This is a genomic window from Nocardioides humi, assembly GCF_006494775.1.
In the GTDB taxonomy this organism is placed as follows: Bacteria; Actinomycetota; Actinomycetes; order Propionibacteriales; family Nocardioidaceae; genus Nocardioides; species Nocardioides humi.
In genome coordinates, this window is the sequence record NZ_CP041146.1 from 6,002,795 (window position 1) to 6,024,076 (window position 21,282).

General features: G+C 73.5%; 21 protein-coding genes and 2 pseudogenes. 16 read left to right on the forward strand and 7 right to left on the reverse strand.

Translation table 11 applies throughout. The features are described from left to right. Nucleotides 1-82: 82 nt before the first annotated feature. The 10 genes and pseudogenes from urtB to FIV44_RS29000 all read left to right on the forward strand — a co-directional run bounded on the left by urtB (nt 83) and on the right by FIV44_RS29000 (nt 8,108). Nucleotides 83-967, forward strand: a complete 885-nt coding sequence (urtB, locus tag FIV44_RS28955; RefSeq protein WP_141007459.1) for an urea ABC transporter permease subunit UrtB — start codon at nt 83-85, stop codon at nt 965-967. Further along, nucleotides 964-2,037 (forward strand): urea ABC transporter permease subunit UrtC, encoded by a 1,074-nt coding sequence (gene urtC / locus FIV44_RS28960; RefSeq protein ID WP_141007460.1) that lies wholly within the window; start codon nt 964-966, stop codon nt 2,035-2,037. Before urtB ends, urtC begins: the two co-directional genes overlap by 4 nt. Then, complete coding sequence (urtD, locus tag FIV44_RS28965; protein ID WP_141007461.1) at nt 2,034-2,834, forward strand: urea ABC transporter ATP-binding protein UrtD; 801 nt, start codon at nt 2,034-2,036, stop codon at nt 2,832-2,834. Before urtC ends, urtD begins: the two co-directional genes overlap by 4 nt. Further along, nucleotides 2,827-3,507: an ATP-binding cassette domain-containing protein gene (locus tag FIV44_RS28970; RefSeq protein ID WP_141007462.1), complete on the forward strand. Its 681-nt coding sequence runs from the start codon at nt 2,827-2,829 to the stop codon at nt 3,505-3,507. Before urtD ends, FIV44_RS28970 begins: the two co-directional genes overlap by 8 nt. A gap of 1 nt (nt 3,508) precedes the next feature. Beyond that, entirely contained in the window at nt 3,509-3,811 is a 303-nt protein-coding gene (locus FIV44_RS28975) for an urease subunit gamma (protein WP_141007463.1), read from the forward strand. A 19-nt stretch (nt 3,812-3,830) separates the two neighbouring features. Next, on the forward strand, nt 3,831-4,232 hold the full coding sequence (gene ureB, locus FIV44_RS28980) for an urease subunit beta (RefSeq protein WP_141007464.1): 402 nt from the start codon (nt 3,831-3,833) through the stop codon (nt 4,230-4,232). Between the two features lie 90 nt (nt 4,233-4,322). Then, nucleotides 4,323-6,028 (forward strand): annotated as a pseudogene (locus tag FIV44_RS28985) (urease subunit alpha). After that, on the forward strand, nt 6,028-6,687 hold the full coding sequence (locus FIV44_RS28990; RefSeq protein WP_141007465.1) for an urease accessory protein UreF: 660 nt from the start codon (nt 6,028-6,030) through the stop codon (nt 6,685-6,687). The pseudogene FIV44_RS28985 and the gene FIV44_RS28990 overlap by 1 nt, the downstream one beginning before the upstream one ends. Next, complete coding sequence (ureG, locus tag FIV44_RS28995) at nt 6,680-7,378, forward strand: urease accessory protein UreG (protein WP_141007466.1); 699 nt, start codon at nt 6,680-6,682, stop codon at nt 7,376-7,378. Before FIV44_RS28990 ends, ureG begins: the two co-directional genes overlap by 8 nt. Then, entirely contained in the window at nt 7,362-8,108 is a 747-nt protein-coding gene (locus FIV44_RS29000; RefSeq protein ID WP_141007467.1) for an urease accessory protein UreD, read from the forward strand. The genes ureG and FIV44_RS29000 overlap by 17 nt, the downstream gene beginning before the upstream one ends. 103 nt (nt 8,109-8,211) lie before the next feature. Here FIV44_RS29000 and FIV44_RS29005 read toward each other — a convergent pair whose 3' ends face one another. Beyond that, complete coding sequence (locus FIV44_RS29005) at nt 8,212-9,288, reverse strand: substrate-binding domain-containing protein (protein WP_141007468.1); 1,077 nt, start codon at nt 9,286-9,288, stop codon at nt 8,212-8,214. Between the two features lie 122 nt (nt 9,289-9,410). Here FIV44_RS29005 and FIV44_RS29010 point away from each other — a divergent pair, with 122 nt between their 5' ends. Beyond that, a complete protein-coding gene (locus FIV44_RS29010) occupies nt 9,411-9,800 on the forward strand; it encodes a MarR family winged helix-turn-helix transcriptional regulator (protein WP_141007469.1) in 390 nt (129 codons plus the stop codon). On the opposite strand, the gene FIV44_RS29015 is transcribed toward FIV44_RS29010, so the two are convergent. The 3 genes from FIV44_RS29015 to FIV44_RS29025 are packed head-to-tail and all read right to left on the reverse strand — an operon-like array spanning nt 9,755 to nt 14,113. Further along, nucleotides 9,755-12,544 carry a DEAD/DEAH box helicase gene (locus FIV44_RS29015; protein ID WP_141007470.1) on the reverse strand — a complete coding sequence of 930 codons (2,790 nt, stop codon included), beginning with the start codon at nt 12,542-12,544 and terminating at the stop codon, nt 9,755-9,757. The genes FIV44_RS29010 and FIV44_RS29015 overlap by 46 nt on opposite strands. Beyond that, entirely contained in the window at nt 12,541-13,410 is an 870-nt protein-coding gene (locus FIV44_RS29020; RefSeq protein ID WP_141007471.1) for a diacylglycerol kinase, read from the reverse strand. The genes FIV44_RS29015 and FIV44_RS29020 overlap by 4 nt, the downstream gene beginning before the upstream one ends. 10 nt (nt 13,411-13,420) lie before the next feature. After that, nucleotides 13,421-14,113: a type 1 periplasmic-binding domain-containing protein gene (locus tag FIV44_RS29025; protein WP_219996213.1), complete on the reverse strand. Its 693-nt coding sequence runs from the start codon at nt 14,111-14,113 to the stop codon at nt 13,421-13,423. Between the two features lie 143 nt (nt 14,114-14,256). Here FIV44_RS29025 and FIV44_RS29030 point away from each other — a divergent pair, with 143 nt between their 5' ends. The 4 genes and pseudogenes from FIV44_RS29030 (at nt 14,257) to FIV44_RS32915 (ending at nt 18,581) form a co-directional block, all read left to right on the forward strand. Further along, a complete protein-coding gene (locus FIV44_RS29030; RefSeq protein WP_141007472.1) occupies nt 14,257-15,471 on the forward strand; it encodes a HupE/UreJ family protein in 1,215 nt (404 codons plus the stop codon). A gap of 162 nt (nt 15,472-15,633) precedes the next feature. Beyond that, entirely contained in the window at nt 15,634-17,511 is a 1,878-nt protein-coding gene (locus FIV44_RS29035; protein WP_219996214.1) for a purple acid phosphatase family protein, read from the forward strand. 81 nt (nt 17,512-17,592) lie between these two features. Next, nucleotides 17,593-17,958 (forward strand): annotated as a pseudogene (locus FIV44_RS34255) (hypothetical protein); the annotation flags it as partial. Between the two features lie 377 nt (nt 17,959-18,335). Continuing rightward, entirely contained in the window at nt 18,336-18,581 is a 246-nt protein-coding gene (locus FIV44_RS32915) for a hypothetical protein (protein ID WP_246086700.1), read from the forward strand. 175 nt (nt 18,582-18,756) lie between these two features. Here FIV44_RS32915 and FIV44_RS32920 read toward each other — a convergent pair whose 3' ends face one another. Then, nucleotides 18,757-18,978 (reverse strand): hypothetical protein, encoded by a 222-nt coding sequence (locus FIV44_RS32920; RefSeq protein WP_246086701.1) that lies wholly within the window; start codon nt 18,976-18,978, stop codon nt 18,757-18,759. A 395-nt stretch (nt 18,979-19,373) separates the two neighbouring features. Here FIV44_RS32920 and FIV44_RS29045 point away from each other — a divergent pair, with 395 nt between their 5' ends. Then, nucleotides 19,374-20,108 (forward strand): hypothetical protein, encoded by a 735-nt coding sequence (locus FIV44_RS29045; protein WP_141007474.1) that lies wholly within the window; start codon nt 19,374-19,376, stop codon nt 20,106-20,108. A gap of 21 nt (nt 20,109-20,129) precedes the next feature. Here the strand turns inward: FIV44_RS29045 and tatC are convergent, their stop codons facing one another. Beyond that, nucleotides 20,130-20,966: a twin-arginine translocase subunit TatC gene (gene tatC / locus FIV44_RS29050; protein ID WP_141007475.1), complete on the reverse strand. Its 837-nt coding sequence runs from the start codon at nt 20,964-20,966 to the stop codon at nt 20,130-20,132. Between the two features lie 2 nt (nt 20,967-20,968). Next, nucleotides 20,969-21,220, reverse strand: coding sequence for a twin-arginine translocase TatA/TatE family subunit (gene tatA, locus FIV44_RS32925; RefSeq protein ID WP_425465140.1), 252 nt, complete (start codon nt 21,218-21,220; stop codon nt 20,969-20,971). Nucleotides 21,221-21,282: the final 62 nt, after the last annotated feature.

A 21,282-nucleotide genomic window follows, 5' to 3' on the forward strand; every position in this document is an offset into this window, starting at 1 on the left:
CGGCCCCGCCCGATCCCAGCCCACCCGTCCCGGGGTGCCGCGGCCACGCCGCGGCACCCCGGGCAGTCAGGAGATCCGAGTCTTGGACGCCCTCACCACTCCGCTGCTCGCCGGTACGGCGACCGGTGCCCTCCTCCTCATCGCCGCGCTCGGCCTCGCCCTCACCTTCGGCCAGATGGGCGTGATCAACATGGCGCACGGCGAGTTCCTGATGGCCGGCGCGTACACCGCCTACCTGACTCAGCAGGTCGTGACCAACACCGACCTGTCGATCCTGGTCGCGCTCCCCGCGGCCTTCCTCGTCGCCGGCTGCCTGGGGCTGCTGCTCGAGGTCTCGATCATCGCCTGGATGTACCGCCGGCCCCTCGACACGCTGCTGGTCACGGTCGGCGTCGGCCTCCTGCTGCGGCAGCTGGCCAAGGACGTGTTCGGCGCCCAGGGCGACCCGGTCCACACGCCGGGCTGGCTCGACGGCAACATCCTGGTCTTCGGCTACCACTGGCCCTACCGGCAGATGTTCACCATCCTGCTGGCGCTCGCGGCCCTCGCCGGGCTCGGCGCGCTGCTGAAGTACACGTCGTACGGCCGGCGGATCCGCGCCACCGTCCAGAACCGCGACCTGGCCGAGACCATGGGCGTCTCGACCCGCAGCGTGGACCGGGTGACCTTCTTCGTCGGCTCCGGCCTCGCCGGGATCGGCGGGGTCGCCGTGTCGCTCATCTCCGGGACGAACCCGAACCTCGGGACGACGTACATCATCTCGGCGTTCCTCGTCGTGGTCGCCGGCGGGCTCGGCCAGCTGCGGGGCACGGTGATCGCGGCGTTCACCGTCGGCATCGTGACGGCCTTCTTCACCGACTGGCTCAGCTCGAGCATGGCGCAGGTCCTCACGTTCGCGCTCGTCGTCGTCTTCCTGCAGGCCCGCCCGCAGGGCCTGTTCACCGTGCGCACGAGGGGGCTGGCATGAGCAGCCTGCGGAGATGGAGCAGGACGTGGGGCCCGCTGCTGGGCATCGCGCTCGTCGCGATCGCGCTGCTGGTCGTGGCGCCCGCCGTGCTCAGCCCGTTCCGGCTCAACAACCTCGGCAAGTACGTCTGCTGGGCCATCGCGGGCGTCGGCATCGGCCTCGCCTGGGGGCGCGGCGGCATGCTCGTCATGGGTCAGGGCGTCTTCTTCGGGCTGGGCGGCTACGCGATGGCGATGCATCTCAAGCTCGAGGCGGCGATGGCCACCGGCGGCCCGGCCGCGATCCCCGACTTCATGGTCCTGTACGGCGACGCGACGATGCCCGGCTGGTGGGAGCCGTTCCGCAGCGGGACGTTCACGGTGTTCGCGATCGTCGCCCTCCCGGCCGTCGTCGCCACCGTGCTCGGCTACGCGATCTTCAAGCGGCGGGTCAAGGGCGCCTACTTCGCGATCCTCAGCCAGGCGCTCGCCGTGGCCTTCGCGACCCTGCTCATCGCCACGATCAAGCAGACCGGCGGCTTCAACGGGCTCAACCAGTTCACCCAGTTCTTCGGCTACAACCTCTACGACCCGGTCAACAAGCAGATGATCTACTCGATCGCCGCCGTGGTCCTCGTGGTCTGCCTGCTCGTGGTGTGGCAGCTCTACCGCAGCCGCTTCGGGGAGCTCCTCGTCGCGACCCGGGACGCCGAGGAGCGGGTCCGCTTCCTGGGCCACGACCCGGCCAACGTCAAGCTGGTCGCGTTCGTCCTCGCCGCGGTCATGGCGAGCATCGGCGGGGCGCTGTTCGCCCCGATCACCGGGATCATCTCGCCCTCGGACGTCGATGCGACCGCCTCGATCCTCCTCATCGCGGGGGTGGCCCTCGGCGGCCGGGCACTGCTGCTGGGCCCCGCGCTCGGGGCGATCGCCGTCGGCTACGGCCGCACCACGCTCTCCGAGTCCTTCCCCGACCAGTGGACCTACTTCCTGGGCCTGCTGTTCGTCGTGGTCATCCTGTTCTTCCCCTCCGGGCTGGGCAGCGCCTGGTCCCAGATCACCAGCCGGCTGCGCCGGGAGGGAGCGGCATGAACGACGACTACCTCGAGGTCCGCGGGCTGAGCGTCGAATTCGACGGCTTCAGGGCGGTGGACGGCGTGGACCTCACCCTCCTGCAGGGCCGGCTGCACTTCCTGATCGGCCCCAACGGCGCCGGCAAGACCACGCTCGTGGACGCCGTCACCGGCCTGGTCCCGGGCACCGGCCTGGCCCGCTACCACCATCAGGACCTGCTGCAGATGAGGCCGCACCGGATCGTGCGGGCCGGGATCGGCCGCACCTTCCAGACCGCGACGGTGTTCGAGGGTCTGTCGGTGCTGCAGAACCTCGACATCGCCGGCGGCGTCCACCGCTCCCCGTGGTCGATGCTGCTCGCCCGGCGCGGGACGCCGTCGTACGTCGAGGAGGCGCTCGAGACCATCGGCCTGGCGGACCTGCGGGACCGCCCGGCGGGCATCCTCGCCCACGGCCAGAAGCAGTGGCTGGAGATCGGCATGCTGCTGGTCCAGGACGCCCGGGTGATGCTGCTCGACGAGCCGGTGGCCGGCATGAGCGCCGAGGAGCGCGAGGACACCGGCGACCTGCTCCGGCGGATCGGGACCGAGCGCACCATCGTCGTCATCGAGCACGACATGGACTTCGTCCGCAGCTACGCCGACGTCGTCACCGTGATGCACGCCGGCCGGGTGCTGGCCGAGGGCAGTGTCGCGGAGATCCAGGCCGACCCCCGGGTCCAGGAGGTCTACCTGGGCCGCACCGCGGACGAGACGCCGGAGGGGACGCTCGAGGAGACGCTGGACGAGACACTGGAGGGGACCGAGCATGCTTGAGCTGCGGGGAGTGACGGCCGGGTACGGCCGGACCCGGGTGCTGGCGGACGTCACTGTGGAGGTCCCCCGGGGCGGCGCGGTGGCGATCATGGGCCACAACGGCGCCGGGAAGACCACACTGCTGCGCGTGGCCGTCGGCCTGCTGCCGGTGATGAGCGGCCAGGTGCTCCTCGACGGCGCGGACGTGACCCGGCTGCGGCCCAACAGACGGGTGGCCCGGGGCCTCGGCTACGTGCCGCAGGGACAGCTCTCGTTCCCGCAGATGACCACGCTGGAGAACCTCCAGCTGGTCAGCACCGACCGCGCGGCCATCGACGGTGTGCTCGACACCTTCCCGGCGCTGCGGGGCCTGCTGGCACGGCGGGCCGGGCTGCTCTCCGGAGGCCAGCGCCAGCAGCTCGCCATCGCCCGTACCCTGCTGACCGGGCCGCGGATGCTGATCCTCGACGAGCCCACGGAGGGCATCCAGCCCAATGTCGTCGCCGAGATCGAGTCCGTGGTGACCGCGCTGACGGCGCGGGGCGACCTGTCGGTGCTGCTGGTCGAGCAGCACGTCGGGTTCGCGCTGCGCAGCACCGGCTCCTACTACGTCCTGGAGTCGGGTCGGATCACCTCCTCGGGCGCGGGCGGACCGGACGCCCTCGACGCCGTCCGCGCGGCCATGGCGGTCTGAGATGCACCTGACCCCTGCCGACACCGAGAAGCTGCTGCTCAGCGTCGCGGGCATGGTCGCCCGGGACCGGCTCGCCCGCGGCGTGCTGCTCAACTACCCGGAAGCGGTGGCGCTGCTGTCGTGCTGGGTCATCGAGGAGGCGCGGGCGGGCGCCCTCGTCAGCGACCTGATGACCCGCGGCCGCGAGGTCCTCGACCGGAGCCAGGTGCTGCCGGGCGTCGCGGAGATGATCGTCGACGTCCAGGTCGAGGCCACCTTCCAGGACGGGCGCAAGCTCGTCACCCTGCACCACCCGATCGCCTGACCACCGAGGGGAGACAGCCATGGGCATCGTGACCGAGGGTCCCGGGGCGACCCGGACCGGGGCCGGCACCGTCGTGCTCAACGGGGACCGCGGCCCCGAGGAGCGGGGCGTGCTGGTCGTCACCAACACCGGCGACCGGCCGGTGCAGGTGGGCTCGCACATCCACCTGGCGGAGGTCAACGCCGCGCTGGACCTCGACCGCGCGGCCGCGCGCGGGTTCCGCCTCGACATCCCGGCCGGCACGTCGCGCCGCTTCGAGCCGGGCGCCTCGCAGGAGGTCGCGGTCGTGGCGCTGCGCGGCGCCCGGGCGGTGCCGGGCATCCAGGTCAAGACCGACGGCCGTGGGCTGGGTCGTGTCTCCCGTTCCCCGACGGCGCCCAGGCCGCCCAGTACGCACGCCGGCGGCGTTGCCGATGCTTGAAAGACGCCCAGTCTGCCCGCGCACCGGCGCCTTGCCATCGCACGCGCTGGACGACCTGGACATCCACCGAGGAACGGGAGACAGGACCTGATGGCTGAGATCAGCCGGGCGGCGTACGCCGCGCTCTACGGCCCCACGACGGGCGACCAGGTGCGCCTCGGCGACACCGACCTGTGGCTCGAGGTCGAGCAGGACCTCGTCGTCGGCGGCGAGGAGGCCGTCTTCGGCGGCGGCAAGTCGATCCGGGAGTCGATGGCCCAGTCGACGCGCAGCTCCGCCGAGGGAGCCCTGGACACCGTCATCACCGGCGCCGTCGTCCTGGACCACTGGGGCGTCGTCCGCGCCGACGTGGGCATCCGCGGCGGCCGCATCGTCGCCCTCGGCCGCGCGGGCAACCCGGACATCGCGGACGGCGTCCACCCCGACCTCGTGATCGGCCCCGGCACCGACGTCGTGTCCGGGGAGGGCCGGATCCTGACGGCCGGCGCGATCGACGTCCACGTCCACTTCCTGTCCCGCTCGCAGCTCGTCGAGGCCCTCGCCACCGGCACCACCACGGTGGGCGGGGGCGGCACCGGGCCCTCGGAGGGCTCGAAGGCGACGACGGTGACGCCCGGGCCGTGGCACCTGGCGACCGTGCACCGGGCGCTGGACACCGTCCCGCTCAACGTCCTGCTCCTCGGCAAGGGGAACACCGTCAGCGCGGCCGGGCTCGCCGAGCAGGCCCTCGGCGGCGCCGCGGGCTTCAAGGTGCACGAGGACTGGGGCTCCACCCCCGCCGCCATCGACGCCGCGCTGCGAGCGGCCGACGAGTTCGGGCTGCAGGTCGCGCTGCACTCCGACAGCCTCAACGAGGCGGGGTACGTCGAGTCGACCATCGGCGCGATCGCGGGTCGCGGCATCCACGCCTTCCACGCCGAGGGAGCGGGCGGCGGGCACGCCCCGGACATCCTCACTGTCGCGGCACTTCCCCACGTGATCCCGGGTCGACGAACCCGACCCTCCCGCACACCGTCAACACCGTCGCCGAGCACCTCGACATGCTCATGGTCTGTCATCACCTCAACCCGCAGGTGCCCGAGGACCTCGCCTTCGCGGAGTCCCGGATCCGGGCCACGACCATCGCCGCCGAGGACCTCCTGCACGACCTGGGCGCGCTGTCGATCACCTCCTCGGACGCGCAGGCGATGGGCCGGATCGGTGAGGTGGTGTGCCGCACCTGGCAGGTCGCGCACGTCATGAAGCGCAGGTACGGCGACCACGCGGACCTCGGCGCCGGGCCGGCGGACAACCTGCGGGCGCGGCGGTACGTCGCCAAGTACACGATCAACCCCGCGATCGCGCACGGCATCGACCACGAGGTCGGGTCGGTGGAGCCCGGGAAGCTCGCCGACCTCGTGCTGTGGGACCCCCGGTTCTTCGGCATCCGGCCGGAGGCGGTGATGAAGTCGGGAGCGCTCGTGTGGGGAGCACTCGGTGACCCCAACGCCTCCATCCCGACGCCGCAGCCGGTGCTGATGCGGCCGACGCTGGTCGACGACGGCAGCCCCCACGCCGTCACCTTCGTCGCGCCGGCGGCGCTGGAGGACGGGCTCGCCGACCGGCTGGGGCTGCGGCGCCGGCTGGCGGCGGTCCGGCCGACGCGGGAGGTGACGAAGGCGTCGATGGTCAACAACGCCGCGCTGCCCCGGATCGACATCGACCCGGAGACCTTCGAGATCGACGTCGACGGCGAGCGGGTGGTGCCGGCACCCGCCGAGGAGGTCCCCCTGGCCCGGCTGTACTCGATGTTCTGATGACCCCGCCCGAGCTCTTCGTCCTGCTGCTCGCCGACGCCCGGCTGCCGGTCGGCGGGCACACCCAGTCCGGCACCCTCGAGGGAGCGCTGGCGCAGGGACTGGGGGCCGCGGACGTGCCCGGCTACCTGCGGACCCGCCTGCTCAGCACGACCCGGGTCGAGGCGGGCACCGCGGTGGTCGCCCGGGCCACGGTCGCCCGCGGCGGAGCGCTCGAGCCGGTCGAGCGCGCCTGGGCGGCCCGCACCGTCGCGCCGGCGCTGCGGGAGGCGTCGCGGGTGCAGGGGCGCGCGCTGCTGCGGCTGGCCCGTCGTACCTGGCCCGAGGCGACCCGTCCGCTCGACGACCTGCCCGCGCCGGGCCGGGCCACCGTCCTCGGCGCCGTCGCCGGCGGGCTCGGGATCAGCGCTCTCTCGCTGGCCCGGCTCGTGGCGTACGACGACGTGCAGACCGTCTGCGCCGCCGCCCTCAAGCTGCTGCCGCTGGACCCGGCGGCCGTGACCGGCTGGGTCGCCGAGGCCCTACCCGGCGTGGCGGAGGTGGCGAGCGCCGTCGCGGACGCGGAGTTGCCGTCCGACATCCCCGCCTGCGCCGCCCCCCAGATCGAGGCGTGGGCACAGGCCCACGCCGTCACCACGAGGAGGTTGTTCCGTGCCTGAGCACACCCACACCCACGCCCCGTCGCGCCCGCTCCGGCTCGGCGTGTGCGGCCCGGTCGGCACCGGCAAGAGCTCGCTGATCGCCCTCCTCTGCCGCGAGCTGGCCGGACGCCTCGAGCTCGCGGTGGTGACCAACGACATCTACACCGACGAGGACGCCCGCTTCCTGCGCTCGGCCGGCGTGCTCGCGCCCGAGCGGATCCGCGCCGTCGAGACCGGGGCCTGCCCGCACACCGCCATCCGCGACGACATCAGCGCCAACCTGATGACCGTCGAGGAGCTCGAGGAGGAGTACCCCGCGCTGGACCTGGTCCTGCTCGAGTCCGGCGGCGACAACCTGACCGCGACCTTCTCCCCCGCGCTCGTCGACGCCCAGGTGTTCGTGCTCGACGTGGCGGGTGGCGGGGACGTCGCCCGCAAGGGCGGCCCGGGCATCGAGCGGGCGGACCTGCTGGTCGTCAACAAGACCGACCTGGCGCCGTACGTCGGCGTGGACGTGCCGCGGATGCTCGCGGACGCCGCCGCGGCGCGCGGGGACCGGCCGGTGATCGGGCTCTCCCGCACGGACCGGTCCAGCATCGACGCGCTCGTGGCGTGGGTCGAGGAGGTCCGGCGCAGCCAGGCCGCCGGCGTCCTCGTGCCGGTGGACCCCGGGCCGATGGCGCGTCACGTCCATGCTCACGAGCACTGAGCGCACCGCCCGGACCAGACTCCGGGTGACCCGGACCGGCACCGGGCGGTGCCGGGTGCGCAGCGCGGTGACCCTCTCGGACCCGGCCGCGTCGTCGCTCCGACCGGTGCTGGTCCACCACGACGCGAGCACGGCACGGGTCTCGCTCGTTCCCGACGGGGCGCTGCTCCTCGCCGGCGACCGCGTGGAGCTCGACCTGGCCGTCGACGCCGGCGCCCGCCTCGACCTGGTCGAGCCGGGCGGCACGGTCGCGTTCGCGATGCGCGGCGGCCGCGCGGCCTGGGACGTGCGGGCGACGCTCGGCCCCGGTGCCGTGCTGGCCTGGGCCGGCGAGCCGTTCGTGGTCGCCGCCGGCGCCGAGGTCGACCGGACCCTGCGCGTGCGGCTCGCCGCCGGCGCCGTGCTCGCGATCCGCGAGTCGCTCGTCCTCGGCCGTCACGGCGAGGGCCCGGGACGGGTACGCCAGCGCACGGAGGTGCTGGCCGGCACGGAGCCCGTGCTCGTCGAGGAGCTCGACCTCGACCCGGCGACGGCGCCGGCCCTGCTCGGCGGCCACCGGGTGCTCAGCTCCGTGCTGGTCGCCGGGGCGCCCGCGCCCGACGGCACCGACGCCGACCGGTACGACCTGGAGGGCGGCGGCACCCTGTGGCGCCGGCTGGGCGCCCAGGCGCACGAGACCGACCTGTCCGCCGTATGGCGGGCCGTGCGCGACGGGACACGCTCTCGATGATTGATGCATCAGGGGTCTGCGCACCCAGGGCACGCACGTCGCCGCGTAGGCGACGCTCGGAAGACGCCGGCGGAGCCCCCCGACGTATCGACGGGGATGACCACTAGTGCACGCGCGCGATCCGCTCCTCCACCCGGAACTCGAGCCCGTCCGCGGCGGCGACGTACACGTCCTGGTCGAGCAGGTTGCCGGCCAGCCGCACCAGGCCGCGCGGGCTCTCGTAGAAGTGGCCGCTGGGCAGCGCCGCCACCGCGTCGACGGTGAGGTCGCCGCACACGGCTCCGACCCGGGCGAGGAACCAGATCGCCTCGTAGCAGGACTCGCCGACCGCGTTGAGCGCCGGCGCCCAGCGGCCCCACCGGGCGTAGTAGTCGTGGGCGAGCGCGGAGCTCTCGGCGGTGCCCAGCCCGTCGAAGTACGCCGCCGCGGCGTACAGCCGGTCGTTCGCGGCCACACCGCCGGCGAGCAGGGTGTTCTCCTCGACCGCGGGGCTCAGTCGGGGCAGCGCGGCCGTCAGCCCCGCGCGCGCGAACTGCCGGTTGAAGTGGACGGCGTCCTGGCCCATCAGCAGCATGATCACGCCGTCGACGGGCCGGCCGGCCAGGTCGCGCAGCACCGTGCCGAAGTCGCTCGTGCCGAGGGGGACGTAGGTCTCGCTGACGATCTCCGAGGGGGTCTCCTCCAGGGCGAGCCGGGCCGTCGCGCCGGTGACGCGCGGGAAGACGTAGTCGTTGCCCACGATGGCCCAGCGGCCCACGCCGAGCTCCTCGCGCATCCAGTGCGCCGCGGGCAGCAGTTGGTTGATCGGCCGCTCGCCGATCATGAACACACCCGGCGTCTCGTCACCGCCCTCGTGCATCGCGGCGAAGGCGTAGACCACGCGGCCGCCGACGCGCCGGGTGATCGCCTGCCGGACCGCGGAGATGTGCCAGCCCGCGACCGCGTGGACCCGGCCCGTGTCGACCAGCACGCCGACCTCGTCCGCCACCAATCGGGGGTCCCGGCCGGCGTCGACCACGACCAGCTCCACCCGGCGCCCGGCGATGCCGGTGCCGGCGTTGAGCTGCTCCACCGCGAGCTCGCCGCAGGCGAGGCACGACGGCCCGTAGATGCCCGTGGGTCCCTGGAGCGGGACGACGAAGGCGACGGACAGGACGTCGTCGGAGCGTGGTGCGGGCACGGCACCTCCGTGCGGGACGCGGCTGTCGCGGCCGGCGGCGCTGCGGGCGGCGGGTCAACCGGAGTGCTCGGTGTGCGACCTAGGATAGGGCCACCATCGCCGTCCCGTCCGAGGAGGCCGTCGTGAGCCACCCGCCCAGCCTCGCCGTCCGGGTCGGCCGGGTCGAGGCCGCGCTGCGCCGGGCGCTGCAGCCGCTGCTCGACGAGCACGGGCTCACCCTCGAGCACTGGCGGATCCTCGCCGTCGTCGCGGACGCCCCCGGCCTGGGCATGGGCGAGGTCGCGACGGCCGCCGCGGTGCCCGCCGCTACCCTCACCCGCCATGCCGACCGCCTGGTCGAGCGCGGTCTCCTCGTCCGGCGGGTCGATCCCGCCGACCGGCGCCGGGCCGTCGTGGCGCTCTCACCCCTCGGCCAGGCGTACGCCGGCCGGCTGCTCGCCGCCGAGCGCACCGCCGCGGTGCCGGATTACTCGGTCGCGACGATCCCCCTGCGCAGCAGCCTGACCAGCTGACGCGCGGTGTCGCGGACCGGCGTACCGGCCGCGGCGTCCGCGATCTGGCCCGCGAAGTCGATCAGCTGCTTCATCTGGCGCACGAAGTCGCCGGCCGTCTGGTCGTTGCGGGTGATGATCTCGTCGAGGTCCTGGCCCTCCGCCCACCGCCAGGCGGTCCAGGCGAAGCCGGCGTCGGGCTTGCGGAGGAAGTCGAGGCGGTGCTCGCGCTCCAGCCGCTCCAGGTCGCCCCAGAGCCGGGTCATCGCGTCGATGGTGACCTGGATGGCGCCGCCGGGGACGTTCGGCGGGCCCTCGTCGGGACGGCGGGCCTCGTAGACCAGCGCGGAGAGCACGGCGCCGAGCTGGGAGGGCGACAGGTCGTCCCACAGGCCGGTGCGCAGCGACTCGGCGGCGACCAGGTCGAGCTCGGAGTAGATCCGCATCAGCCCGCGGCCGCGCTCGGTGACCTCGTCCTCGCGGAGGTAGTCGAGCGCCTCCAGCACCTCGCAGACCCGGTCGAAGGTCCGCGCGACGGTGTTGGTGCGCCGCTCGATGCGCTGGGACAGCGTCTGGGTGTCCTTCTCGAGCTTGGCGTACCGCTCGGCCCACCGGGCGTGGTCCTCCCGCTCCGCGCAGCCGTGGCAGGGATGCTCGCGGATCCGGGCGCGCAGCGCCTGGATCTCGCGCGCGGTGGCCTCGTCCACCGGGCCGCGCTCGGCCCGGGGACGCGTGGCGGACAGCGGCAGCGCGCGGACCGCCTCGCGGACCGCCTGCGCGATGTCCTTGCGCTGCTGGGGGTTGCGGGCGTCGACCCGCTTCGGGAGCCGGATGTGGGCGACCGGCTCGACCGGCGTCGGGAAGTCCATCATCGCCAGCCGCCGGCCCTGCCGCTCGGCGGTGATGACCAGCGGCCGGTGGCCGTGCTCGGACAGCCCGGGGTCCACCACGACCGCGGGACCGGCGAACTTCCCGACGGGTACGACGATCACGTCGCCGGGCGTGAGCCGCTCCAGGGAGGCCATCGCCTCGCCGCGGCGGTCCTGCCGGCGCACCTTGCTCGCCTCCTTCTCCAGCTCCGAGACCCCACGGCGCAGCGCGGCGTACTCCATGAAGTCGCCGAGATGGCACTGGGCGGCCTCGGCGTAGCCGGCGAGCGCGTCCTCGGCCTTGCGCAGCTGGCGGGCCAGCCCGACGACGGCGCGGTCGGCCTGGAACTGCGCGAAGGACTGCTCCAGCAGCTCGCGGGCCTGGTGGCGGCCGTAGGAGTGCACCAGGTTGACCGCCATGTTGTACGACGGCCGGAAGCTGCTCCGCAGCGGATAGGTGCGGGTGGAGGCGAGTCCCGCGAGCTCGCGGGGGTTCATCCCCGGCTGCCAGAGCACCACCGCATGGCCCTCGACGTCGAGCCCGCGGCGGCCGGCCCGGCCGGTCAGCTGGGTGTACTCCCCCGGCGTGATGTCGGCGTGGGTCTCGCCGTTCCACTTGCTCAGCTTCTCCAGCACCACCGTCCGGGCGGGCATGTTGATGCCGAGCGCCAGGGTCTCGGTGGCGAAGACGATCTTGATCAGCCCGCGCAGGTAGAGCTCCTCGACGCACTCCTTGAACGCCGGCAGCATCCCGGCGTGGTGGGCGGCGACACCGCGCGAGGCGGCGTCGAGGAAGTCGTGGTAGCCGAGCACCTGCAGGTCGGCCGAGGGCAGGCCGCCGAGCGTGCTCTCGACGTGGGCGATGACCTCGTCGCGCTCCTCCGGCGTGGTCAGGCGCAGGTTGGCGTCGAGGCACTGCTGCACGGCGGCGTCGCAGCCCGCGCGGCTGAAGATGAAGTCGATCGCGGGCAGCATGCTCTTGCGCTGCAGCTGGTCGACCACGTCGAGGCGGCCGGGGATCCAGATCCGCCGCCCGCTGCCGACATTGCGGCTCCCCGGTCCGCCCTGGCGGCCCCGGGCTCCCTTGGGCGTGCGGTGCCCCTTGAGCCGGGAGGACGCCCAGTCGTCGCGGGCCAGCCTCATCAGCTCGTCGTTGACCGGCGCGCCCTCACGGACGAAGCCCGCGGCCGCGTCGACGTCGGAGGACGCGAACAGGTCGAGGAGCCGGCGCCCGACCATCACGTGCTGGAACAGCGGCACCGGCCGGCGCTCGGCCACGATCGTCCGGGTCGAGCCGCGCACCGTCTCCAGCCACTCGCCGAACTCCTCGGCGTTCGACACCGTCGCCGACAGCGAGATCACCGACACCGACTCCGGCAGGTGGATGATGACCTCCTCCCACACCGCCCCCCGGGAGCGGTCCGCGAGGTAGTGCACCTCGTCCATCACCACGAAGCCGAGCCCGACGAGCGTGCGGGAGCGCGCGTAGAGCATGTTGCGCAGCACCTCGGTGGTCATCACGACCACCGGCGCCTCGCCGTTGATCGTCGTGTCGCCGGTGAGCAGGCCCACCCGGTCCTTGCCGTAGCGGGCGGCCAGGTCGGCGTACTTCTGGTTCGACAGCGCCTTGATCGGCGTCGTGTAGAAGCACTTCCGGCCGGTCTCGAGCGCCAGGTGGACCGCGAACTCCCCCACCACCGTCTTGCCGGCGCCGGTGGGCGCGGCCACGAGCACGCCGTCGCCGTCCTCGACCGCCTTGCAGCCCTCGACCTGGAAGTCGTCGAGCGGGAACGGGAAGCCGGCCGCGAAGTCGCGGAAGACCGGGTGGCCCCGGTCCTTGCGGTACGACGCGTACCGCTCCGCGGGCGTCCGCGCCTCGTCGTCGCGGGCGCTCACGCGATCACCCGGACCGCACCGGGAACGCACTCGACGGTCAGCGGGAGCGGCCCGAACCGCTCGCCGTCGGCGTAGCCGACGATGCCCGCGCTCGCCACGGTGACGCGGCGGACGCGGTGGTGCTCGTACTGGGGATGGGTCACGTGGCTCCCGTCGAACAGCTTGGGGAAGGTGCGGATCAGCTCCATCCTGCCGACCGGCTTGATGAGCACCACATCGAGGAGGCCGTCGTCGAGCTCGGCGCCGTGCGCGATCCGCAGTCCGCCGCCGAACGAGGGGCCGTTGCCGACGGCCACCAGCATCGCCTCGAGCTCGTGCTCGGTGCCGTCGAGGTCGAGGAGGTAGCGCAGCGGCCGGAAGACCCGCAGCTCCGCCACGGTGGCGAGGTTGTAGCGCATCTGCCCGCGCGGCCAGCGCATCCGGTTGGCGCGCTCGTTGACGACGGCGTCGAAGCCGGCCGCGAGGACCCCGCCGAAGTACCGGTCTCCCACCCGGGCCAGGTCGACGGTGCGCGCCGTGCCCTCCAGGATCCGTACGGCGGCCGCCGCCCCGTCGCGCAGCGGCAGGTCGAAGTAGCGGGCGAAGTCGTTGCCGGTCCCCGCCGGCAGGATCCCGAGCGGGACGTCCGTGCCGGCGACCGCCTGGAGTCCGAGGTTGACCATGCCGTCGCCCCCGCACACGACGAGCGCGTCGGGCTCCTCCGCCGCGGCCACCCGGGCCAGGTCGAGCGTCTCGTCGGCGTCGCGGCCGGTCAGGGCCGTGGTCCGCCAGCCGGCACCGTGGAAGCGCGGCAGCGCCTCGTCCCGCATCCGCGCGCCGCGTCCCTTGCCCGAGGTGGGATTGGTGAGGACGATCGCGCGGGGCACGCCCTGAAGGCTAGTCGAGCCAGATCACGATGCCGGTGTGGCCGCTGAGGACCGCGGCGACCCCGGCCCGCACCGCCCGGGCGGCCCGCTCGGGGGTGAAGGTCGCCGGGTCGTAGACCGATGACGCGCCCACGCCCCGACCCCGGAAGGACGCGCCCGCCCAGTCCGCGGCCGTGACGTTGCCGGTCGGCTCGGGCAGCTCCGCGCCGACCACGAGGAACTGCTGGTCGAGGTGGTGGGCGCTGACCACGGCGAGCGCCTCGATCAGGTCGTTGCCGGCGCTGACGATCAGGTCGGGACGCAGGTCCATCGCCTCGGTGATGCTCGGGACGACGTCGTGGGCGTCGTCCGGGGTGATCTCCTTCAGCGCGACGTCCTCGTCCGCGGCCCAGGCCCGCACGGCGGAGGCGAGGACGCGGCTCGGCTCGTCGTCGCCGTACGACAGCAGGACCACGCGGTAGCCCGGCCCCGGGGACACGGCGTCCCATGTCCCGGCCCGCGGCGTGACCGTCGACTCCGGGTGCGGCGCGGCCACCCCGCCGAGGAAGCCGGGAGCGACGGTGCCCGAGGCCGCCGGGACCGGCCGGTCGAGCGCCCAGGGGTCGTCGTCGCCGCACCCGGCGAGGAGCGCCCCGAGGACGCCGAGCAGCAGGGCGAGCAGGGCGGGGAGCGGGGCGACCGGGCCGGCGGCAGGAGAGCGCACGCGCCCTTACTACCCCACCGCCGCGGCGGTTCCGGCCTCGCCGACGGCCTGGCCACCGCGTCTTCCCCGACCCGTCACCTGCGCAGCGCCGGTCGTTCACCGGGGCCGTGGACGGTTCGCTCGCCCACCCGAGAAGGAGCACGATGCCCAACCCCGTACGACGGCTGCCCGTCGCCGTCCTCGTGGCCGCGGTCGTCGCGGTCCTCACCCTCGGTCCCGCGCCCGGCGCCGGCGCCCACGGCTTCTCGTCCGTGGTCTACGCCGACGTGACGGCGCCGGAGCCCGGTCACGTCCGGGTGGAGCTCGGCCTGGAGTACGACCTCCTCGTCGTGTCCACGGCCGACACCGAGCGGGCCGACGACGTGTTCCAGGACGGCACGGCGGCCTTCGAGGGCGGCGACGCCGGCGAGCAGGCCGACGCCCTCGAACGGCACCTCGCCACCGTGACGGCGTACGTCACGAAGCGGTTCGAGGTCGGCGCCGGCGGCAGCGCCTGCACGCCGTCGGTGGCGGACCAGGTGACGATCGCCCAGCGCGAGGGCGTGCCGTACGCCTTCCTGGTCCTCGACTACGCCTGTCCCCGGGCGGACGCACACCAGGTCACCAGCCGTCTGTTCCCCGACGACGAGGGCTACGTCCGCGACACGAAGACGATCGTCACCTACGAGCTCGACCTGCGTCACGGCAGCGCCGCGCTCGACGCCGGCCGGCCGACCTTCGACACGACGCAGTCGGCCTCCGAGCGCTTCGTCGAGTTCTTCCGGCTCGGCGCCGAGCACCTGCTCACCGGGCTCGACCACATCCTGTTCCTGCTCGCCCTGATCGCCGGCTCCCGCCGGCTGCGCGAGGTCGTCCTGGTCGCCACCACGTTCACCCTCGCCCACTCCGTCACCTTCGTGCTGGCGGCCCTCGGCCTGGACACGGTGCCGGGCGCGGTCGTCGAGCCGGTCATCGCGCTCTCGATCGCCGTGGTGGCCGGCTGGTACCTGTGGCGCCTGGTGCGGCTGCGCGAGCACGCGATGGACCTCGAGACCGGCACCGACAGCCACCTCGCGCTCGACCCGGCGGGCTGGACCCGGCTGGCGGTGGTCTTCTGCTTCGGACTGGTCCACGGCCTCGGCTTCGCCGGCGCGCTGGGCATCGACGCCTCCTGGTCCTGGACCCTGCTCTGGTCGCTGCTCGTCTTCAACCTGGGCATCGAGGCGGTCCAGCTCGGCATCATCGCGCTGCTCTTCCCGGCGCTGGCCCTGCTGCGCCACCGAGCACCTGCCGCCGGCATCGTCGTGACCGGCCTGATCACCGCCGGCGTCGCCGTGATGGGCCTGGTGTGGTTCGTGCAGCGGGTCGCGACGGGCTGAGCGCGAGCGCCGCGTCTTCCGGCGCCGGTCGCCCGGCCGATCCGCACGATTCACCGAGCCTTCACCCGCGACCGACAGCCTCCTAGGGCTCAGCACATCGAGCGAGCTCCACCTGCATCTCCCAGCACGGCTCCCTATCCCCTCCAAGCCAGAAATGGACGGATGAACTCGATGAAGTCGAAGAACCCTGCGCCCGCCCGCGGCACCCTGCGTCGGCGGGTCGCCTCGGGCGTCACGATCGCTGCTCTCAGCGTGTCGGCGGTGCTCGGCGCCGGCGCCCTGGACGCGGCGCATGCCGAGGACCCTGCCGCGATCACCGGCATCGTCCTCAGCGTCGGTGGTTCCGAGAACCAGCGCGTGGTCTCCTGGTACGCCTCGGCCAACACCGCCCAGAGCGTCCAGGTCGCCCCGACCTCCGCACTCGTCAACGGCGAGTTCCCCACGACCGCCACGACCTACTCCGCCACCGTCGCCGCCAACACGGTCAGCGGCGGCTACAACGGCCACGCCACCCTCAGCGGGCTCCAGGAGCACACGGCGTACTCCTACCGCGTCGGCGCCGAGGGCGCCTGGTCCCCCACCTACTCGTTCAAGACCCAGGACTTCGAGGGCGACTTCGACTTCCTGTTCTTCGGCGACCCGCAGATCGGCGCCTCGGGCAATGTCGCCAACGACACCGCCGGCTGGGCCGCCACGCTCGACGTGGCGACGGCGGCGCACCCGGACGTCGAGCTGTTCGTCTCCGGTGGCGACCAGGTCGAGACGGCGGGCACCGAGTCCCAGTGGAACGCTTTCCTCTCCCCCGACAAGCTCCGGCAGTACCCCTGGGTGCCGACCATCGGCAACCACGACGTCGGCAGCAAGGCCTACGAGCAGCACTTCTGGACGCCGAACACCGACCGCTCGGCGGCGCTGTACACGAACCCCAGCACCGCGTCCGGCGGCGACTACTGGTTCATCTACAAGGACGTGCTGTTCATCGACATCAACAGCAACGCCTACAACAACGGCGCGGACGCGGCCCACGTCAACTACATCACCTCGGTCGTCAACGCCCACGGCGCCGAGGCGAAGTACACCGTCCTCGTCTACCACCACGCGATCTACTCCCCGGCCTCGCACGCGCAGGACGCGGACGCCAAGATCCGCCGCCAGGACTTCCCGACGGCGTTCTCGAACCTCGGCGTCGACCTCGTCCTGCAGGGCCACGACCACGCCTACTCGCGCAGCTACCTGCTGAAGAACGGCGAGAAGGCGAACGCCGACGAGGCGGCCGGCGCCAACGAGGTGTTCCAGGGTCCCGGCGGCGTGGTCTACGTGACGGGCAACTCGGCGTCCGGCTCGAAGTACTACGGGATCACCGCGCCCGGCTCGTACGCCGACCCGGCGCACCCGTCGCAGCGCTGGTACAACTCGGTGGAGAACCAGGAGAACCGCCGCTCGTACGTGAAGGTCTCCGTCGGTCGCGACGCGCTGACCGTCGAGGACATCCGCAGCGAGGCCTCCGCGAACGGCGCGGTCGGCTCGACGATCGACAAGGTCGTGATCAAGCCCAACCACGGCGACGGCCAGGAGGTCGCGGTCGACGTGCCGCAGGCCGGCCCGGGTGAGTTCGGCTGGAAGATCGACGGCCGGAACAAGCTCGTCGACCTCGGCGAGGCCGAGGAGCAGACCGGCTTCTTCCTCGCCGACGGCGCGATCAACCCGCTCACCGTGACCGACACGCGGCCGAGCGCCTCCCCCTGGGCGATCAGCGGCCAGATCAGCGACTTCGCCGACGGCACCAAGTCGTTCGCGGCGAAGTACCTGGGCTGGCAGCCGCACGTCCTCGCCGAGGGCGTGGGCGCGACCGCCGGCGCGCCGATCGAGTCCGGCTACACCGCCGGCAACGGTCTCGCCGACTCGCGCACGCTCAGCTCCGCCACCACCGGCCACCCGCTCGGCTCGGCGGACCTCGGTGCGGACCTGACCCTCAAGCTGCCGACCTCGGTCCCGAAGGGCAGCTACCGGGCCACGCTCACCATCACCGCGGTGAGCTGACCCGCTCCTCCACCCGGCAGGCCGGTGCTCGGGCACCGGCCTGTACCCGCGCCCGCCGTACCCCTCCCGAAGGTGAACCCGATGCTCTCCCGCCCGCTGGCCCTGCTGGCCGCCCTGCTCCTCTCCGTCCTCGTCGCCCCCGCGCCCGCGCAGGCCGCGGAGGGCGAGGCCTCCTGGGCGATCCGGACCGCGTCGAACACCTATGGCGACGCCCGCCAGAACTTCAGCTACACGCTCAACCCCGGCGCCACGGTCGAGGACGCGCTGGTGGTCCACAACGACGGCACGGAGCCGATCACCCTCGCGGTGTACGCCGCCGACGGGTTCACCACCACCGACGGCCAGCTCGACCTGCTCCGCACCGACCAGGAGTCCCACGGCGTCGGCGTCTGGGTCACGGCCGGCCGGAGCACCGTCAAGATCAAGCCCGGCAGGGAGAAGCAGGTCCCGTTCGCCCTCGCGGTCCCCGACAACGCGACGCCCGGCGACCACCTCGGCGGCATCGTCACCTCGCTGACGTCCGAGGCGAACGACGCCGGCATCGCCGTCGACCGGCGCCTGGCGATGCGGATCCGGGTGCGCGTCAGCGGCGAGCTCGCGCCCCAGCTCACCGTCGAGGACCCGCACGTCGACTACGACGGCACCGCCAACCCGCTCGGCACGGGTGAGGCGACCGTCGAGTACACGATCCACAACACCGGGAACGCGATCCTCGCCGCGCGCCAGGAGGTCCGGGTCACCGGGCCCTTCGGCTGGGCCGGCCGGGACGCGCCCGACCTCCCCGACACCCCGAGCTGCTGCCCGGCGAGAGGTGGACGGTCTCCGTGCCCGTCGACGGCGTCCCCCCGCTGGTGCGCCTCTCCGCGCAGGTGCGGCTGGTGCCGCTGCTCAACGACGCCGCCGGGTCCACGAGCACCCTCGACGCCGTCGAGGAGACCGGTCACGGCTGGGCGGTGCCCTGGACGCTCCTGCTCGTCGTCGTCCTCGTCGGCGGCGGTGGGACCGGGCTCGTCGTCCGCGACCGCCGGTTGCGGGCCGCGGTGCGCGAGACCGCAAGCGCGAGCGCCTGATGGGACGCGCGCTGCCCCGCCTCGCGCTGCTGGCCGTCGCCGTTCCGGCGCTGGTCGCCGGTCCGGCCGCCACCGCGACCGCCGCGCCGGTCGCGTCCTGCACGTACGCCGGCACCGGCACCGGCACGGTCAGCGTCGACGGGGAGCCGCGGGTCGGCGAGACGATCACCGCGACCTACCACGGCGGCGCCGACGGCGGCCTGACCTGGAGCTGGACCGGCACCGGGTACGGCGCCTCCTTCCGCACCCGCTCCTTCACCCCGCGCCCCGACATGGTCGGCGCCGATGTGCGGCTGACCGTCCACGCGCCCGCGACCGGGTTCCGCGCCGACTGCGTCCTGCCGCGCATCGACTGGGGACGCCTGGCCGCGCCGCCCGAGCCGGAGCTCTCCGGCACGGCCGAGGCCGGCGGCAGGCTGCGCGCCGCCGTACCGGCGCCTCCGCCGCCCGGGGCCGCGTACCACTACGAGTGGTTCCTCGCCGACGCGCCGAGCGCCTTCGCGACCGGCCCGGAGGTCGACGTCACGCCGGCGATGGTGGGCCGGGAGCTCACCGTCAAGGCGATGGCGACCGCGATCGGCTACCGGGACTCCGCGTGGTCCGCGCCGGCGGGCCCCGGGGGTCGTCGGCGCCGAGCGGCTCGCGACGCCCGGCGCGCCCACGATCAGCGGCGTCACCGAGACGGCCGGCGTCCTCGTCGCCCAGCACGCGGACGACGCCGGCCTGCCCGAGGGGACGGCGTACCACTACCGGTGGCTCGCGGACGGGACGGTGTTCGCCTCCGGTCCCCAGGTGAGCCTCGCCGCTGCGCAGGTGGGGGCCGTCGTCACCGCCCAGGTGCAGGTCAGCGCCCCCGGCCGCGCCACCTCCGCGTGGTCCGCCGCGTCGCCCGGCGTCGGGCCCGTCGCGCGCGCCGTCCTGCGCACGCCCGACGCGGTCCGCGTCGACGGCTCCCCCGAGGTCGGCCAGCGGCTCAGCGCCGTGGTGACGGGCAGCTGGACGGAGGGCACGGCGCTGACCTGGACCTGGCTGGCCGACGGCGAGCCGTTCGCCGGCACGGTCGGCGCCGTCGTCCTGACGCCGGCGCAGGCGGGAGCGATGATCGCGGTGCGGGTCACCGGCGAGCTCGCCGGCCATCTCCCCGGCGTGGTGGTCTCCGACCCGGTCGGGCCGGTCCCGGGCGAGCCGATCGACGTACCCACCGATCCCACCGGCCCCGCCGAGGTCGTCGATCCCGGGCCGGTCGTCGCGGCCCAGCTGGACTCGCACCGGCCGCGTCTCGTGGGGACGCCGCGGGTCGGCCGCCGGCTGGTCGCCAAGCTCCGCCCCGGCCGCTGGACGGCGGGCACGACGCTCACGGTGCGGTGGTACGCCGGCGGCAAGCTGATCCGGCGCGGCACCGGGCACACCCGGCTCCGGCTGACCCCCGCCGAGCGGGGCAAGCGGATCCGGGTGGTCGTCGTGGGCAAGAAGCCCGGCTACCCGAAGGTCGAGCGCGTCAGCAGGAGGACCGTCCGGGTCCGCTGAGCCGGCCCTCCCCGGGCCGGGTCAGAGCGGGCTCGGCTCGTCGGGCGAGAGGCCGGCGTTGATCGTCCGGCCCGCGCGCCGCCGGTCGTTGAGCCGGGCGATCACCTCGGAGATCAGGAACAGCACGACCATCGGAACGGCCATGAAGGTCATCGTGAACGGGTCGCCCGACGGCGTCATGATCGCCGCGAAGATGAAGGTGCCGACGATCATCCACGGCCGGTGGGCGCCGAGCGTCTTGCCCTTGAGGATGCCGGCCATGTTGAGCAGCACGACGAACACCGGGATCTCGAACGCGATGCCGAAGCCGAGCAGCGTGCGGCTGAAGAAGGTGAGGTAGTCGTTGAACTCGACGAGGTTCGTCAGCTCCTCGGGGTTGAGCCCGATCAGGATCTCCAGGCCCTTGGGGAGCGTGACGTAGCCGAGCACGACGCCGACGATGAACAGCGGCCCGGCGATGGCGGCGAAGATCCCGGTCCAGCGCTTCTCGTTGCGGTGCAGGCCCGGGAGGATGAACGCCCAGATCTGGTAGAGCCAGACCGGGCTGGAGCCGATCAGCGCCGCGAGGCCGCAGAGCTTGAGGTAGAGCAGGAAGCCGCCGGCCGCGCCCGAGGTCGTGGCCTCGGTGGAGCCGTCGGGCAGCTTCGCCTGCGCGGCGAGATAGGGCTCGAGGACCAGCTGGAACAGCGGGTCGAAGAAGAACAGCGCGACGCCGAAGGCCACGAGGACCGCGAACCCGGACTTCAGGATGCGGGCGCGCAGCTCACGCAGGTGGTCGGACAGCGCCATCCGCCCGTCGTCGCCGACGGGATGGACCGGCTTTCCGATGAAGAGCTTGAGGAGACCGGAGACGGCCAAGGTCAGGCGTTGTTCTCGCGCCGCTCGTCGACGATCTCGCCCTCGGCGACGTCGTCGGCGGCGTTCAGCTCACCGGGCTGCACCGGCGGGGCGGGCTTGGCCGGCGTCTCGTCGTCGTCGCGCAGGCCCTTGGTCTCGGCCTTGAAGATCCGCAGCGCCTGGCCGGTGCCACGCGCGAGGTCGGGGAGCTTCGCGGCTCCGAACACCAGCACCACGATCGCCAGGATGACGAGCCACTCGGCGCCCTGGGGCATTCCGATCAGGGGAAACATCGGTGGGACCAACTCTCGATCGTCGGGTTCTGCGGGACTGCTCC

Coding starts and splice junctions, on each gene's coding strand:
- urtC (WP_141007460.1), top strand. CDS start 964: ATGAGCAGCCTGCGGAGATGGAGCAGGACGTGGGGCCCGCTGCTGGGC.
- urtD (WP_141007461.1), top strand. CDS start 2,034: ATGAACGACGACTACCTCGAGGTCCGCGGGCTGAGCGTCGAATTCGAC.
- FIV44_RS28970 (WP_141007462.1), top strand. CDS start 2,827: ATGCTTGAGCTGCGGGGAGTGACGGCCGGGTACGGCCGGACCCGGGTG.
- FIV44_RS28975 (WP_141007463.1), top strand. CDS start 3,509: ATGCACCTGACCCCTGCCGACACCGAGAAGCTGCTGCTCAGCGTCGCG.
- ureB (WP_141007464.1), top strand. CDS start 3,831: ATGGGCATCGTGACCGAGGGTCCCGGGGCGACCCGGACCGGGGCCGGC.
- FIV44_RS28990 (WP_141007465.1), top strand. CDS start 6,028: ATGACCCCGCCCGAGCTCTTCGTCCTGCTGCTCGCCGACGCCCGGCTG.
- FIV44_RS29000 (WP_141007467.1), top strand. CDS start 7,362: ATGCTCACGAGCACTGAGCGCACCGCCCGGACCAGACTCCGGGTGACC.
- FIV44_RS29030 (WP_141007472.1), top strand. CDS start 14,257: ATGCCCAACCCCGTACGACGGCTGCCCGTCGCCGTCCTCGTGGCCGCG.
- FIV44_RS29035 (WP_219996214.1), top strand. CDS start 15,634: ATGAACTCGATGAAGTCGAAGAACCCTGCGCCCGCCCGCGGCACCCTG.
- tatA (WP_425465140.1), bottom strand. CDS start 21,220: ATGCCCCAGGGCGCCGAGTGGCTCGTCATCCTGGCGATCGTGGTGCTG.